Origin of the sequence: Bradyrhizobium sp. I1.14.4 (genome assembly GCF_050435825.1) — a bacterium.
Taxonomy (GTDB): Bacteria; Pseudomonadota; Alphaproteobacteria; order Rhizobiales; family Xanthobacteraceae; genus Bradyrhizobium.
On the sequence record NZ_JBNDLA010000003.1, the window covers coordinates 234196 to 248418 of the forward strand.

Annotated in this window: 13 protein-coding genes and 1 other RNA gene; 7 read left to right on the forward strand and 7 right to left on the reverse strand. The window is 64.9% G+C overall.

What is annotated here, in order from left to right; all coding sequences use genetic code 11:
• Window positions 1–52 precede the first annotated feature (52 nt).
• The 5 genes from ABIB78_RS08240 to ABIB78_RS08260 form a co-directional block, all read right to left on the reverse strand.
• Window positions 53–1033 (reverse strand): tripartite tricarboxylate transporter substrate-binding protein, encoded by a 981-nt coding sequence (locus tag ABIB78_RS08240; RefSeq protein WP_429023486.1) that lies wholly within the window; start codon window positions 1031–1033, stop codon window positions 53–55.
• A gap of 132 nt (window positions 1034–1165) precedes the next feature.
• Window positions 1166–2680 carry a tripartite tricarboxylate transporter permease gene (locus ABIB78_RS08245; RefSeq protein WP_429023488.1) on the reverse strand — a complete coding sequence of 505 codons (1515 nt, stop codon included), beginning with the start codon at window positions 2678–2680 and terminating at the stop codon, window positions 1166–1168.
• Window positions 2681–2687: 7 nt separating this feature from the next.
• On the reverse strand, window positions 2688–3188 hold the full coding sequence (locus ABIB78_RS08250) for a tripartite tricarboxylate transporter TctB family protein (RefSeq protein ID WP_429023490.1): 501 nt from the start codon (window positions 3186–3188) through the stop codon (window positions 2688–2690).
• Between the two features lie 93 nt (window positions 3189–3281).
• Window positions 3282–3815: a chromate transporter gene (locus ABIB78_RS08255; protein ID WP_429023492.1), complete on the reverse strand. Its 534-nt coding sequence runs from the start codon at window positions 3813–3815 to the stop codon at window positions 3282–3284.
• Window positions 3812–4423, reverse strand: coding sequence for a chromate transporter (locus ABIB78_RS08260; RefSeq protein ID WP_429023494.1), 612 nt, complete (start codon window positions 4421–4423; stop codon window positions 3812–3814). Before ABIB78_RS08260 ends, ABIB78_RS08255 begins: the two co-directional genes overlap by 4 nt.
• A 101-nt stretch (window positions 4424–4524) precedes the next feature.
• On the opposite strand from ABIB78_RS08260, the gene ssrA reads away from it, so the two are divergent.
• The 6 genes from ssrA to ABIB78_RS08290 all read left to right on the forward strand — a co-directional run bounded on the left by ssrA (window position 4525) and on the right by ABIB78_RS08290 (window position 8301).
• Window positions 4525–4890: a transfer-messenger RNA gene (ssrA, locus tag ABIB78_RS08265) on the forward strand.
• Window positions 4891–5034: 144 nt separating this feature from the next.
• Window positions 5035–5556, forward strand: a complete 522-nt coding sequence (locus tag ABIB78_RS08270; RefSeq protein WP_429023497.1) for an SspB family protein — start codon at window positions 5035–5037, stop codon at window positions 5554–5556.
• A gap of 187 nt (window positions 5557–5743) precedes the next feature.
• Window positions 5744–7159: a class II fumarate hydratase gene (gene fumC / locus ABIB78_RS08275; protein WP_429023500.1), complete on the forward strand. Its 1416-nt coding sequence runs from the start codon at window positions 5744–5746 to the stop codon at window positions 7157–7159.
• A gap of 276 nt (window positions 7160–7435) precedes the next feature.
• Window positions 7436–7624: a DUF4169 family protein gene (locus ABIB78_RS08280; protein ID WP_429023502.1), complete on the forward strand. Its 189-nt coding sequence runs from the start codon at window positions 7436–7438 to the stop codon at window positions 7622–7624.
• Entirely contained in the window at window positions 7621–7896 is a 276-nt protein-coding gene (locus ABIB78_RS08285) for a ribbon-helix-helix domain-containing protein (RefSeq protein WP_024580116.1), read from the forward strand. The genes ABIB78_RS08280 and ABIB78_RS08285 overlap by 4 nt, the downstream gene beginning before the upstream one ends.
• Before the next feature lie 51 nt (window positions 7897–7947).
• Entirely contained in the window at window positions 7948–8301 is a 354-nt protein-coding gene (locus tag ABIB78_RS08290) for a VOC family protein (RefSeq protein WP_429023505.1), read from the forward strand.
• 5 nt (window positions 8302–8306) lie between these two features.
• Here ABIB78_RS08290 and ABIB78_RS08295 read toward each other — a convergent pair whose 3' ends face one another.
• Together ABIB78_RS08295 and ABIB78_RS08300 are read right to left on the reverse strand one after the other, a co-directional pair.
• Complete coding sequence (locus ABIB78_RS08295) at window positions 8307–12017, reverse strand: AsmA-like C-terminal region-containing protein (RefSeq protein ID WP_429023507.1); 3711 nt, start codon at window positions 12015–12017, stop codon at window positions 8307–8309.
• 189 nt (window positions 12018–12206) lie between these two features.
• Window positions 12207–13439, reverse strand: a complete 1233-nt coding sequence (locus tag ABIB78_RS08300; protein ID WP_429023509.1) for a cytochrome P450 — start codon at window positions 13437–13439, stop codon at window positions 12207–12209.
• A gap of 170 nt (window positions 13440–13609) precedes the next feature.
• Between ABIB78_RS08300 and ABIB78_RS08305 the strand changes: the two genes are divergently transcribed.
• Window positions 13610–14221 carry a TetR/AcrR family transcriptional regulator gene (locus tag ABIB78_RS08305; RefSeq protein ID WP_429023512.1) on the forward strand — a complete coding sequence of 204 codons (612 nt, stop codon included), beginning with the start codon at window positions 13610–13612 and terminating at the stop codon, window positions 14219–14221.
• The last annotated feature ends 2 nt before the right edge of the window (window positions 14222–14223 follow it).

Consider the following 14223-nt stretch of genomic DNA (forward strand, 5'->3'; position numbering starts at 1 on the left):
AGGGGGCGGAACTCGCGTTCCACCCCTGCTCTATCCGCTTGATTGCGCTAGCTTAAGTCGCCGGTTTCAGCACCGGGGTCCATTTTGCGATCTCATTCTTGACGAGGGTCGCGAGCGCCTCCGGCGTGCGGTTGGCGGGCGCCGGGATCACGCTGCCGAGCTCGAGCAGGCGCTTGCGGACGTTTTCATCATCGAGCGCCTTGATGGCCGCAGCATTCAGGGCGGCGATGATCGCGGGCGAGGTTCCCTTCGGCGCGAAGATCGCGTTCCAGGCCTGGGCCTGGAAGGCCGGCAAGCCGGCTTCCGTCGTGGTCGGCACGTCGGGCAGCGACGGGTTGCGCTCGGGGGTCGCGATTGCATAGGCCTTGATGGTACCGGCGTTGATCTGCGGCACCGCGTTGACGATCTGGTCGCACATGTAATCGACCTGGCCGGCGACCAGCGCGTTCATGGCCGGGCCAGTGCCGTTGAAGGGCACGCCGACCGGTTTGATGTCGAGGATCGAGTTCAAGAGTTCGCAGGAGGCATGCGAGACCGAGCCGATGCCGGCATGCGCGGCATTGACCTTCTCGGCATTGGCCTTCACGTAGACGACGAATTCCTTGAGATCCTTCGGAGGAAAATCCTTGCGGGCAAGGATCAGGATCGGCGTGCCCGCGAGCAGCGCGACGGGCTCGAAATCCTTTTCCGGGTGATAGGCAAGCTTCGGATAGAGCGGCACGGAAGCGGCGTGCGTGCCCATGTGTCCGGTGACCAGCGTGTAGCCGTCATTGGCGGCGCGAGCGGCGCGCGTCGTAGCCGTGGTACCGCCGGCGCCGACCACGTTCTCGATGACGATGCTCTGTCCGAGCGTCTGCGCCATGTGCGCGGTGACGATGCGCGAGATGACGTCGGTCGGACCGCCGGCTGCGAATGGCACGATCATGGTGATGGTGCGGGTCGGATAGTTTTGCGCAGACGCCGGCACGGCGAATGCGCTCAGCGCGGCAAATGCCGAAAGGCATGCGCCCGCAAGCGAGCGAATGGACATCATCTCAATTCCTCCCGGGAACGTTTGACCAATAAAATGCCGGCCAAATCGGCCGGCATTTTCATTTCACGGGACGACATCGAGTGTCGATTCGACTTCCGCCTGCGGCGCGCCGACGCAGGGCCGGCGGAGCACTCAGCCCTCGGACTCCACGAACACCTCGTCGCGCTTCGCACGCAAGGTCGGCAGCACGGCAAGCACCAGGAGGCCCGCCGCGATCGCCAGCAGCACCGCCGACAGCGGACGCGAGACGAACACGCTCCAGTCGCCGCGCGAGATCAGCAGTGCGCGGCGCAGGTTCTCTTCCATCAGTGGGCCCAGCACCATGCCGAGCAGCAGCGGCGCCGGCTCGAAATCGTGCTTGATCAGCCAATAGCCGACGAGGCCGAACGCGCCTGCGAGCACGACGTCGACCGGTGCGTTGTTCACCGAGTAGATGCCGATCGCGCAGAACACCACGATCGAGGGGAACATCAGCCGGTACGGCACGCGCAACAGACGGACCCAGATGCCGACCAGCGGCAGGTTGATGATGATCAGCATCAGATTGCCGATCCACATCGAGGCGATCATGCCCCAGACCAGGTCGGGCTGCTTCACCATCACTTGCGGACCCGGCACGATGCCATGGATGGTCATCGCGCCGACCATCAGCGCCATCACCGCATTCGGCGGAATGCCGAGGGTAAGCAGCGGGATGAACGAAGTCTGCGCCGCGGCGTTGTTGGCGCTTTCCGGCGCCGCCACGCCCTCGATCGCGCCGCGGCCGAACCGCGACGGATCCCTCGCAATCTTCTTCTCCAGCGTATACGCCGCAAACGACGCGATCACCGCGCCGCCGCCCGGCAGGATGCCGAGGATCGAGCCGAGCACGGTGCCGCGGACGATCGCCGGCGCGGAATCCACCAGGTCCTTCCTGGTCGGCATCAGGCCGGTGATCTTCTGCTGCACCAGGTTGCGGTCCATTTCCGCGCCATGGTCGAGGTTCCGGATGATCTCCGCGAAGCCGAACACGCCCATCGCAACGGTGGCAAAGCCAAGGCCGTCGGCAAGCTCGGGGATGTTGAACGCCATGCGTGAGGCGCCGGTCTCGATGTCCGAGCCGACCATCGACAGCAACAGGCCGAACACGATCATCGCGATCGCCTTCAGCACCGAACCCTTGGCGAGCACCACCGCGAAGATCAGGCCGAGCACCATCAGCGAGAAATATTCGGCGGGGCCGAACGCCAGCGCGAGCTTGGTCAGCGGCGCGCCGAGCACGGCGATCAGCACGGTTGCGACGCAGCCGGCAAAGAACGAACCGATCGCAGCGATCGCCAGCGCCGGACCGGCGCGGCCCTGCTTGGCCATCTGGTGGCCGTCGAGCGCGGTGACCACGGAGGTCGCCTCGCCCGGAATATTGACCAGGATCGAGGTAGTCGAACCGCCATATTGCGCACCGTAATAGATGCCGGCGAGCATGATCAGCGCACCGACCGGCGGCAGGCCGAAGGTGATCGGCAGCAGCATTGCGACGGTGGCGATGGTGCCGATACCCGGCAGCACGCCGACCAGCGTGCCGACCAATGCGCCGATAAGGCACATCAGAAGGTTGATCGGCGAGAATGCGACCGCGAAACCGTGGGCGAGATTGGCAAACAGTTCCATCACGTCCTCACTGGATCATGAAACGCGGGAACATCGGCATCGGAAGTCCCAGCACATAGGGGAAAAGCAACGCGCAGCCGAGCGTCAGACAGCCGCCGACGATGATGGCTTCGATCCATCTTGTCTCGTGCGAGCCCATCGCCGCGATCAGGAAGGCGGCAAAGGCGGAGACGACGAGCCCGAGCGGGCGGATCGCCAATGCAAAGAACACGATCGCCGCTGATACGAACAACGGGCCGCGCCAGGAATAGGCCGCGATATGCGGACCGTCCTGCAAAATCCCCATCAGCGCGACAACGCCGCCGAGCAACAGCAGCAGCACGGCGAACATGCGCGGCGCGGTTCCGGCGCCGAACGAAAATCCGTGCATGCCCTGCAGATCGCTCGAGGCCCACAACGCAAACAGCGCAACCGCCATCATGGCGAGCCCGCCGACAAAGTCCTGCGGACCGCGTACCCATTTCGGCAACATCGACTTGACCGGCGCCTCGCTCGGCGTATCGCTCATGACTTCGCTTCCCCCGTCAGGGCTGTCCCGCCCATATTGATTGAATGGCTTGGCTTGTGGTGCGTTGACCGAAAGCCTTGCTAGCGATTTTCGTCAGATAACGCCAGCAAAACCCAAGAGACCTCCGGCAAGCAACATCCATAAGGGATTGATCCGTGTCGCAAAGGCAAGCGCAGCCGCGACAATGGTGATCAGGACCGCGATCCAACTTTGGTCTGATGTCTGCGCCACGATCAGGCCGCTGGCGGCCATCAGGCCGATCGACAGCGGAACCAATGCGGCCTGAATGATCGCCGGCCAGCGCGCGTCGCGCGAACGATCGAGGACGCGGCTCACATAATAGGCAAGCAGTGCGGTCGGCCCGCACATCGCCACTGTTGCGGCAAACGCCCCGGCAACGCCTGCGACAGAATAGCCGATCAGCGTCACAATCAGCACGTTCGGCCCCGGCGAGAGCTGCGAGATCGCGAACACGTCGGCGAACTGCTTGTCGGTCAGCCAGTGATGCACGTCGACGGCGGCGCGGTGCATTTCGGGGATCGCCGAATTGGCCCCGCCGACCGCAAACAGCGACATCAGACCGAAGGTCCAGACCAGCGCCGCGATCGGGTTGGAATCCGAGCTCATGCCTTCACCATGCGGCGCGCCAGGATCGTCGTCGCGATGCTGAGCGGGATCGCCACCAGCAGCACGACCTGGAGCGGCCACCGGATCAGACCGATTGCGACGAAAACCGCCGCCAGTATGGCGAGGCCCGTGACATCGCGCCGCTGCAAGAGCGGCATCATCATCTTGAGGACGACGGCGAACAGCAGCCCGACCGCGGCACAGGCGACGCCGGCGAGCGTCCGGCGCAGCACGTCGATATCGCCGTAGCGGGCATAGAGTGCGGCAAGGACGGTCGCGATCACCATCGGCGGCCCCACCAGCCCGGCGAAGGCCGCGAGCCCGCCGGCGATGCCGCGAAAGCGCGAGCCGAACACGACCGACAGGTTGACGATGTTCGGACCTGGCAGGAAATGGCACAGCGCGAAGGTCTCGTTGAACTCTTCCGCCGTCATCCAGCCGTGCTGCTCGACGATCGACCGCCGGGCCCAGACCAGGACCCCGCCAAAGCCTGCCAGCGACATCCTGGCAAAGGCCAGGAACAGCTCGAGCAGGCTGGGCCGGTGGGCCGGAGACGGTACGGAGGCATCCGGCGCCGGGGCGGCAACCGGCGGGGATTCCGGGGGCATGGACAAAATCTAGAACGACGCGGGGACGGTGCCAAGACACAGCGCCAGGACGCGGACCAGCCCAAATCGGCGCGTTTTCACCGCTGAAAAGGCCTGAATCGGCTCTGTTTTTCTACAGCTTTGCCGCTATATTGGGGGTGCCGGTTCGCCGGCTATGGAAATAAATGACCGTCGCAATAAACCATTCGGACCCGGGGGCGGTACCCGGCGCCTCCACCAAAACCCACCTCAAGCCCTTTGCTTCAGTGGCTTTTGGCGGGGGCGAAATAGGATCGACGAGGGCGTAAAGGGCGCGTTTTTTCTCGGTATGGTTCCGCCGTTATCGGGCTAATGCAATAGTTGCCAACGACAACTTTGCTCCGGTTGCTCAGGCTGCGTAACGCGGTTTGAAAGACCATCTTAAAGTCCTAACGGGTTAAGCTCCGTTAGGCGGGGTTCGGAGGCACCTGGCAACAGAAGCCTCCACTTTATTCTCCGATCGGGCGTCCAGCCCGCATCATCCGCTGCCAGCCCTGCTGATTTCCGGCTCCCGGCGGGGTAGCATGGGCAAAAGGGCGAGTCGGACGATCCGGCGATGCCTCGCCGTCCATTTTCGAAGCGACAGGTTCACCATGGCGACCGATCACATCCGATATGACGTGCTGGCGCGCGATGCGCTGCGCGGGGTGCTGCGCCGGGTCTTGTCCGACGCCGCCGAACATGGCCTGCCGGGTGAGCACCATTTCTACATCACCTTCCTGTCGCACGGCGATGGCGTGAAGCTGTCGTCGCGGCTGCTCGCGCAATATCCGGAGGAGATGACCATCATCCTGCAGCACCAGTTCTGGGACCTCGTGGTGACGGAAGATCGGTTCGAGGTCGGCCTGTCGTTCGGCGGGATCCCCGAGCGGCTGACCGTGCCGTTTGCCGCCGTGACGCGCTTCCTCGATCCTTCCGCGCCGTTCGATCTGCGGTTCGATGTCTCGGACGCGCTGACCGAGGAAGCTGCTCCCGCCGCGGCGCCGGCCTCTCCCCTTCTCGCACCGGCCGCCCGCGCGGCAGTCGAGGCCGAGACGGCCGAGACCGAGCAGGAGCCGGCGAAGCCCAGCGAAGGCGCCGAGGTCGTGCGGCTGGATCGCTTCCGCAAGAAATAATCTAAACGCAGATCACGCCTCGACCTTGTAGGATGCTTGGTAGGATGCTTGCGAGGGCCGGGATGACAGATCGTCTTCCCGGATTATCTTCTGCATGAACGTGCCTCCGCGCGGACGCCTGACGTGACGCGGCGGAAAGCCCGGCGCGATGCCGGGCCGCGTTCTGATGACGCAACGGAGAGCATCCATGGCTCAATCGACGACACCATCAAACGCCGCCACCCGTAGCGAGACCGACAGTTTCGGTCCGATCGACGTCCCAGCCGACCGCTACTGGGGCGCGCAGACCGAACGCTCGCGGCAGAATTTCAAGATCGGCCACGACCGGATGCCGATCGCGATCATCCATGCACTCGGCGTCGTCAAGCTGGCCGCAGCCGAGACCAATCGCGAACTCGGCCAGCTCGATGCACGCCGCGCCGACGCCATCATCAATGCCGCCAGGGAAGTGGTCGAGGGCAAGCTCGACGATCATTTTCCGCTGGTCGTCTTTCAGACCGGTTCGGGCACGCAAACCAACATGAACGTGAACGAGGTGATCGCCAACCGCGCCAACCAGATGCTCGGCGGCGAGCTCGGCGCCAAGCAGCCGATCCATCCGAACGATCACGTCAATATGAGCCAGTCGTCGAACGACTCGTTTCCGACCGCGATGCATATCGCGGCGGCGGGCCGCATCATCGCCGACCTGATCCCGGCCCTCACCGAGCTGCATCAGGCGTTGCACCGGAAGCAGGAGGCGTTCGCCAACATCGTGAAGATCGGACGCACGCATACCCAGGACGCGACACCGCTGACGCTCGGCCAGGAATTCTCCGGCTACGCCGCGCAGATCGAGAGCGGCATCGCGCGGCTGCACACGGCGGTCAAGGAGCTGTTTCCGCTGGCGCAGGGCGGCACCGCCGTCGGCACCGGCCTCAACTCGAAACCGGAATTCGCCAACGCCTTCGCCAAGCATGTCGCCGAGATCACCAAGCTACCGTTCACCAGCGCAGCAAACAAGTTCGAGGCGCTGGCTTCCAACGACGCCTATGTGCTGGTGCACGGCGCGATCAATTCGGTGGCGACCGGCCTGTTCAAGATCGCCAACGACATCCGCTTCCTCGGCTCGGGCCCGCGTTCGGGCCTCGGCGAGTTGATCCTGCCCGAGAACGAGCCGGGCTCGTCGATCATGCCGGGCAAGGTGAACCCGACCCAGTGCGAAGCCATGACCATGGTCTGCTGCCAGGTGTTCGGCAATCAGACCACCATCACCGTCGCCGGCAGCCAGGGCCATTTCGAGCTGAACGTGTACAAGCCCGTGTTGGCATATTGTATGATAAATTCCATCCAGTTGCTGTCCGACGTTGTCCGCTCATTTACTGAGCATTGCGTTGTCGGAATACGCGCCGACGAAAAGCGCATCAACGAACTGATGCAGCGCTCGCTGATGCTGGTCACGGCGCTCGCGCCGAAGATCGGTTACGACAATGCAGCCAAGGTCGCCAAGTCGGCGCACGCGCACGGAACGACGTTGAAGGAAGAGGCTTTGCGGCTTGGATTTGTGTCTGCGGATGAATTTGATCGCCTCGTGCAGCCGGACAAAATGACACACCCGGGCTGAGCGGACGCCGCGCAATGTCCGGATAATTACGGTCAGACCGCGTGATATAATTATGCATCATAACGCCTAAAGACTAAGGCCCGTTACCTATCAGCTCTGCGCCGGCGCATGGTACAGACGTCTAGTTTTCGCAGAGCGAAACGGATTCTTTGATGCTATCACAAGCATCAAATGGGGATTCGGGATGGATATCGAGCCGGGCGCGTAGCGCGATCGCTCTTGTTTTTGTCACGATGCATCACCAATTCCGCTCTGGGGACGATGAGGACGACGAGCATGGGCGACGTGGTCAACCTGAAACGATTCAAGAAGCGCGGTGAGCGCGAACAAGCGGCTCAGCAGGCCGAAGCCAATCGTGCGCTATTCGGTCGCACCAAAGCCGAGCGAGCGCGTGACGAATTTCTCGGCGAGCGCAACGCGCGCGTGCTCGATCAGCATCGCATCGAAAATGGAGACGCATCATGAAGTCTCCTGTCGTCAAGCGTTCGATCGTCGTGGCCGGACACAAGACCAGCGTCAGCCTCGAAGAGGCCTTCTGGAACGGCATGAAGGAGATTTCCGGACTGCGGAACATGACGCTGTCGGAATTGGTCGGCGAGATCGACAACAACCGTCAGCAGGGCAATCTGTCCTCCGCGATCCGGCTTTTCGTGCTCGACTACTTCCGCTCGCGCGCGACCCCGGCCGTGCCCACGGATGTCAGGCCGCAACAGGTCGACACGCGCCAGCAGGCCTGATCGCCTCTCCGACCGTCGATCCAGGCGGTCGTTCGTTGCGCGGATTTCAGCATGAAGGTGAATCGCATCGTCGCGAACGTTGCCGCATCAGACATCGCGGCAGCAAAGTCGTTCTATCGGGACATCCTTGGCCTCGAGCCGCTGATGGATTTCGGTTGGGTTGCGACTTACGGCTCATCCGAAACGATGCAGGTTCAAATCAGCTTCGCTTCCGAAGGCGGCTCCGGCACAGCGGTGCCTGATCTCTCGATCGAGGTCGACGACCTCGACGAAGTCCTGCGCCGGATGAAGGCCGCCCACATTGCGATCGAATACGGACCGGCGGACGAGCCGTGGGGCGTGCAGCGCTTCTTCGTCCGCGATCCCTTCGACAGGCTGATCAATATTCTCCAGCACCAATCCTGAATTTTTTAGTTCTGCATCGCCGGACGGGGCGGCGGATTGGCGACCTGCGGCGTCAGCGATAATGGCGGTCGCAGCGGCCTCGACCTGGCCGCGCCAGGCACCGGCTTGACCTCGATCGGCGGCGGCAGTGGCGCGACCTGCGGTTGGCTCGCAACCGGCGCAGGCGGCACGACGGCCGGCGCGGTCGCAACTGGCGGGACAATCGGCGGCCGCGGCGCCACGATCTTCGGCTTCGCGGGCACGCGGCGCGGATCACGGCCGGGCACCGGCACGTCCGCAGAGGGCACCGCCGCCGAATTTGAGTTGGACGCGTCCGGCGCCGGTTCGGCGGGAGGCGGGAGCGCCGCCGGGGTCGGCGGCGGCACCGGTTCGCCGCGCTCGATCGCATCGAGCCGCCTAGTCTCGCGATCGATCGCGCGCACCGCAAGCCACGACGACAATGCCGCAATGTCGATGCTGCGCGTCAGCCCGTCGGGCGTGCCCACCGCAAGCAACTGGATTTCCGGGCGGCTGTTGGCGGAGCCCACCTGCGTCGACGCCAGCGCGGTGCGGATGTCGGCCTGGTCGGCCGGAATGTCGTAGCCGCCGGATACGATGGCGTTGGCGCCGTTGGCCGTGAGCGCAGTGGCGCCGACCCGGATGCGGCCGTCGCGGATGTTGAAGGGGATTTGCGCCGAAGCGATCGACAGCCCGCCGGCCGCGAGCGCCGGTTCGACGATCTGTCTCAGCCGCGTGTCGTCGGTCGCCTGACCGGAATCGCTGGCGCGGATCGCGATGTCGAACGCGCGCGGGTCGAGACCCGGAAGGTTCAGCCCCTCCAGCGTGACGATGCCGCTGCCGGACATTGCGCCGGTCAGCGCCGAGGCGCTGCGACCCTGCGTCAACAACGTCATCTGCATCGAGGCACGTCCCTTGGGCATCGCGAGACTGCGATAGCGCAAGGCTGAACCGTCGACGCCCGACAGCTGCACATTGGCGTTCAGCGCAAGTCCGTTGACGCCCTGTCGCGCATCGATGGAGGCGGTCGCCTCACCGCCGCCGATCTTGCCCTTGACGCCGTCGAAGGTCAGCGACTGCCCGTCCGACCTGATGGTGCCGCTGACCGGCTGCAGTTCGGCGCCGCCCGGCAGCAGACCGTGCAGCGCTTCGAACGTGACCTTGCCGCGCCAGGCGCTCGTCAGCCCCTGGCCGAGCGGCTCGGTCGTATCGTGACCGGCCGCGCCGATCGCAGCCGCGAAAACCGGCGCCAGCGTGATCTGATCGAGGCCGACTTCGCCCTCGACGCTCTTCTGATCGGCAAGCGTCAGCGCCAGCCGGCCACGCAGCCGCGAACCGGCGACAATGCTGTCGAGATCGTCGAAGGTCAGCCTGTCGCCCGCGAGCGTCAGGCGTGACGACAGGCGGATGTTTGCGGCCGGATCTGAGGATTTCAGATTGAGCAGCGGACTAATGTCGGCACTGCGAACGCGGAGGCTGACACTCGATTTGCTCTCGCTGGCCCCATCCTTGGTCCAAGGCTCCGCAGTCCCTTCCGCGTCCGCGTCGAGCCCCGCGCCCCAGAGCCGCGCCTTCAGCCGCAACGGCGCATGCCACGCGCCGCTCACCGCGCCCTCGAATTGCGTCGAGCCCGCGCCGGCTGCGACCGCGCGGTCAAGCCCAAGCAGCGCCAGCAGCGCATTGCCCTCGCCGGCGGAGAATTTCGCCTCGGCCGTCACGTCGCTGCGGCGAAGTGCGTCAAAATCCAGCGCACGGATCGCAGCGATCGGCGGCGTCGCCGAGATCACCGTATTGCCCTTGAGCTGCGGCGCGTCGAGATCGAGTGTCGCGCGCGCACTGACGCGATCGGCGGCCTTGCCCTTGCCGAGGTCGAGCGCGAGCTTGGCGCGGACCGGACCGGCATCCGCGCGGAGCACGCCGAGTCGTGCGGCAAGCTCCGGCGCGAACGGCTGGACCACGGCGGTAAGCCGGCTAAGCGACGCGGCGGTCGCGTCGACCGCGAGCTTGCCGGTCGAATTGGCACGGTCGAAATTGCCGCTGCCGTCCAGCGTGACATTGTCGGGCTGGCCGATCTTTACGCGCTCGAGCACAATGCTCTTCGGGCCATAGGCGATCTTCGCGAGCAGCGGCCGCAATTCCTGCCCCGAAGAGATCGCGCGACCGACGTCGAGCGACAGCTGCGCCTCGTCCGGCCATTCGGCTTGCGGGCCGGCCAGCGAGCGGATGAATGCCGCGGTCGCATCGAGATCGAGCCGCTCCGCCTTCAACTGCGCCTCGACCTTCGAGCTGTTCGCCGCCTCGCGATGCAGGACCGCGACGCGGCCCTCGACCGTGCCGCCCTCGATCTCCGCCTTCATCGCGTCGATCGAGAACCCGGCCGGCGACACCGCGACGTCGCCGCGCAACCGCAGCGGCTTCTGGCTGCGATAGGTGATGTCGCCGCGTCCCTGCAGCCAAGTCATCAACGCATCGGGATCTGACGATTCGATATTGAGCGCGGTCTTGAAGCTGTTCGAGGTCCCGGCCTGCGCGCTGGCGCCGCTCATCGAGACCCGCGTGGATCCCGGCGCGCGAAACTCCAGCCGGCGCACCGTCCAGGATTTCGCATCCGATTGCAGCTCCGCCGAGATCTCCTGCAGGGGACGCCCGCCGAGCATGATCTGCTCGGACGCAAGCTCCACCTGTGCCGGAATCGGGCTTTGCGGAAGGCCCGACAGGACCGCGCGCATGGCCGGCAGCACACGGACCGGCTCGACATTGCCGTTACTGCCGTCCTTGGCCGCGAACTTGTCGCCATCGAGCTGCCGTGCCGTGAGCGAGGCGCGCAGCAGCGGCGACGCGCCGAAACGGAGATCGCCGCTGCCCGCGAGCTTCAGCGCACGGTCCTCGGCGCCATAGCTCACCTCGACCTGGTCGAGGCGTGCCGCCGAATAATCCGATCTCACCTTCGCAGCGATCCGCCAGGGTGGCATATCGCTGCCGCCGCGCTGTCCCGCCGTACCCGCCAGCGTCACGGTCCCCTCGAACCGCGGCGCGCGGGCCTCGAAGGTCAGGATGCCGTCGAGATCGGCCGACACCGGCCGCTGCCCTGGATCGATGTTGAAGTGCAGGCGGGTGCCGCTGCCGTCGGCGCTCTGCCCCGAGGAGATCCGAAACGGGTAGCGGTTGCCATCGAACATGAAATTGCCGTCGCCGCGGACCGCGCCGGCAAGCGAGCGGACATCACCGCTGAAGGCAATGTCGTTCAGCTCGAGCGTGCTGCGGCTTGCGGCATCATGCAGCGCGACGCGGCCGGTCAAATTGAGACGGTCGATCGCAAGCGAAGCAAGGTTGAAAGTCCCGCTCGACGGAGACCAGTCGATCCGCCCCTTCGGATCGAGCCCGAGATCGAGCGACACGCCATTGATGGTGAGCTCGTTCGCGCGCCACTCGCCGCGCATTAGCGAGCTCAGGCTGAGCTCGACATCGAGATTGGCGGCCCGGACCTTGCCGAGGTCGTTGGCGCCGCCAAGGGTGACGGCTTTCAACCGCAGCGAGGGCGCAGGCAGCAGACGCGCGTCGAGATTGCCGGCGACACGAATCGGCGCGCCGATGATCTTGGATGCCTCCGCCTCGAACTGCGGCCTGAACTGGTTCCAGTCGACGAAATACGGACCGACCAGCGCGGCGACCAGTGCGAGAATGAAGGCGATTGCCAGGCCGAGCAGCGTCGTCTGCACGGTGTCTCCCTTTGAGTCCGCTCCGCGGTGCTGAACCCTCGGCCGGAGCAACCCAAATATAGAGACAAGTATGGCGAAGTCACAGCGGCTTTACCGCTGCGGCGTCAGGCGGATGACGGTTTTCCGCTCAAGCGTGCGTGCACACCGGCCGTCCCGGCAGGATTACTGCCCTGCCGCGCATCCGGGATGTCACCAGCTCGCAGGGAGCCGCTTCAGCCCGCGCAGCACGAAGGTCGGCCGCCACTCCGGATTTTCCGCGTCATCGAGCCGCAGGTCGGGAATCCGGCGCAGCAGCGTCGAGATCGCGATCTCGGCCTCGATCCGCGCCAGCTGGGCACCGAGGCAGAAATGAATGCCGCCTCCGAACGACAGCGGCTTCACGTTCGGCCGCTGGATGTCGAGCTTTTCCGGATGGTCCGGATACACAGCCTCGTCGTGGTTGGCCGAGCCCAGCAGGCACAGCACGCTCTCGCCCTTCGGGATGTGCTTGCCGCCGAGATCCTCGATGTCTTCCAGCGCGACGCGGCCGGTTAGCTGCACCGAGGAATCGTAGCGCAGGAACTCCTCGATGGCGTTGGTGATCAGGCCGGGATTGGCCTTGAGGAGCGCAAGCTGATCCGGGTTGCGGAACAGCGCGAGCAGGCCGTTGCCGATCAGGTTCACGGTCGTCTCATGGCCGGCGCCGAACAGCAGGATGATATTGGCGGTCAGCTCCTCGTTGGTCAGCTTCTGGCCGTTCTCCTCGGCCTGCACCAGTTGCGTGGTGAGGTCGTCGCCGGGCTGTTTGCGGCGCAGCTCGAACAGCTGGTGGAAGTACATCGCGGCCATCGCGTTGCCGGCGTTGCCTTGCTTGATCTCCTCCGCCGATAGCGGCACCGGCTCGAGCAGACGGCCGCCGTCGCGCGAGCCGTTGTAGAAGGCATCGCGATGCTCCTCGGGGATGCCGAGCATGTCGCAGATGATCGTCACCGGCAGGCGGAACGCGAAATCCTCGATCAGGTCCATCTTTCCCTGCGGAATGATGCGGTCGAGCGTCTCGTCGACGACGTGCTGGATGCGCGGCCGCATGTCCTCGACCCGGCGTGCGGTAAACGCCTTGACGACAAGGCCGCGCAGGCGGGTGTGGTCGGGCGGATCCTGCTGCAGCATCCAGTGGCTCATGCTGCGGATGACCGGCTCCTCCATGATCTTGGGGCCGTAGCGGCGGATCGAGCGCTCGACATAGTCCTTGCCGAACCGCTTGTCGCGCAGCACGAGGCTGGCTTCCGCGTGCCGGCTTGCCACGAAGGCGCCGTGCGCGTTGACATGCATCGGATCGAGGCGGCGCAGCCGCTCATAATACGGATAGGGATTGCGAATGAATTCGGGCGCCAGTGGATTGAAAAGCGGCTCGCCGCTGGCCGGCTGAACTTGCTCGTTCATGGTGACCTCGTTCGTGCGCTACGCCGGTGCCTGCACTCTGGCGCGCCTTGGTGTCATCCTCAAGACCGCACCAACACGGGTACAGCCATTCTGGTTTTAGCAACTCTGGTCTTATCAATGCAACTCGATACACTCTTGTATCGAGTTGCATTCTGCCCTAAACTGCGCCGATGTCAAGGGTTCGAACCAGGCCGACACGGGACGACACCTGCGAGAAGCTGTTCGAGGCGGCGGCGCGGGTGTTCGAGGAACAGGGAATCGGCGGCGCCAGCATCGAGGCCATCGCGGCTGCGGCGGGCTTCACGCGCGGCGCCTTCTACTCGAACTTCAAGAGCAAGGACGAGCTGATCTTCGCGATGCTCGAGGATCACGTCGAGCAATCGATCCGGCGCAATCTCGATTTGCTCGCCAAGCACAAGGACCTGGCCGACTTCCTGGAGGCATTGCGCACCGTGGACCGCAGCCGGCAGGATCCGCTCGGCCGCTCGCCTCTCCTGCATATGGAGATGATCCTGTTCGTGGCGCGCGCCGAGAAGCGCCGGCCCGAACTCGCAAAGCGCCTGCGCGCGCGGCGCAAGCTGATCGCCGACATCGTCGAGACCGCGCAGAAGAATAGCGGCAGGAACGCCAGACTCAATCCGGACTGGACCGGCGCGATCGTGCTGGCGCTGGAAGATGGTTTCCGCCTGCACCGCCTGATCGATCCGGAGACCACCCCCGCCGACAGTTGCCTGCGCGCGATCACCGACCTGCAGCGGGCGATCGGCGTTTCATCCGCCTGATG

Coding starts and splice junctions, on each gene's coding strand:
- ABIB78_RS08270 (WP_429023497.1), top strand. CDS start 5,035: ATGGCGACCGATCACATCCGATATGACGTGCTGGCGCGCGATGCGCTG.
- ABIB78_RS08285 (WP_024580116.1), top strand. CDS start 7,621: ATGAAGTCTCCTGTCGTCAAGCGTTCGATCGTCGTGGCCGGACACAAG.
- ABIB78_RS08245 (WP_429023488.1), bottom strand. CDS start 2,680: ATGGAACTGTTTGCCAATCTCGCCCACGGTTTCGCGGTCGCATTCTCG.
- ABIB78_RS08300 (WP_429023509.1), bottom strand. CDS start 13,439: ATGAACGAGCAAGTTCAGCCGGCCAGCGGCGAGCCGCTTTTCAATCCA.
- fumC (WP_429023500.1), top strand. CDS start 5,744: ATGGCTCAATCGACGACACCATCAAACGCCGCCACCCGTAGCGAGACC.
- ABIB78_RS08255 (WP_429023492.1), bottom strand. CDS start 3,815: ATGAGCTCGGATTCCAACCCGATCGCGGCGCTGGTCTGGACCTTCGGT.
- ABIB78_RS08305 (WP_429023512.1), top strand. CDS start 13,610: ATGTCAAGGGTTCGAACCAGGCCGACACGGGACGACACCTGCGAGAAG.
- ABIB78_RS08250 (WP_429023490.1), bottom strand. CDS start 3,188: ATGAGCGATACGCCGAGCGAGGCGCCGGTCAAGTCGATGTTGCCGAAA.
- ABIB78_RS08260 (WP_429023494.1), bottom strand. CDS start 4,423: ATGCCCCCGGAATCCCCGCCGGTTGCCGCCCCGGCGCCGGATGCCTCC.
- ABIB78_RS08290 (WP_429023505.1), top strand. CDS start 7,948: ATGAAGGTGAATCGCATCGTCGCGAACGTTGCCGCATCAGACATCGCG.
- ABIB78_RS08240 (WP_429023486.1), bottom strand. CDS start 1,033: ATGATGTCCATTCGCTCGCTTGCGGGCGCATGCCTTTCGGCATTTGCC.
- ABIB78_RS08280 (WP_429023502.1), top strand. CDS start 7,436: ATGGGCGACGTGGTCAACCTGAAACGATTCAAGAAGCGCGGTGAGCGC.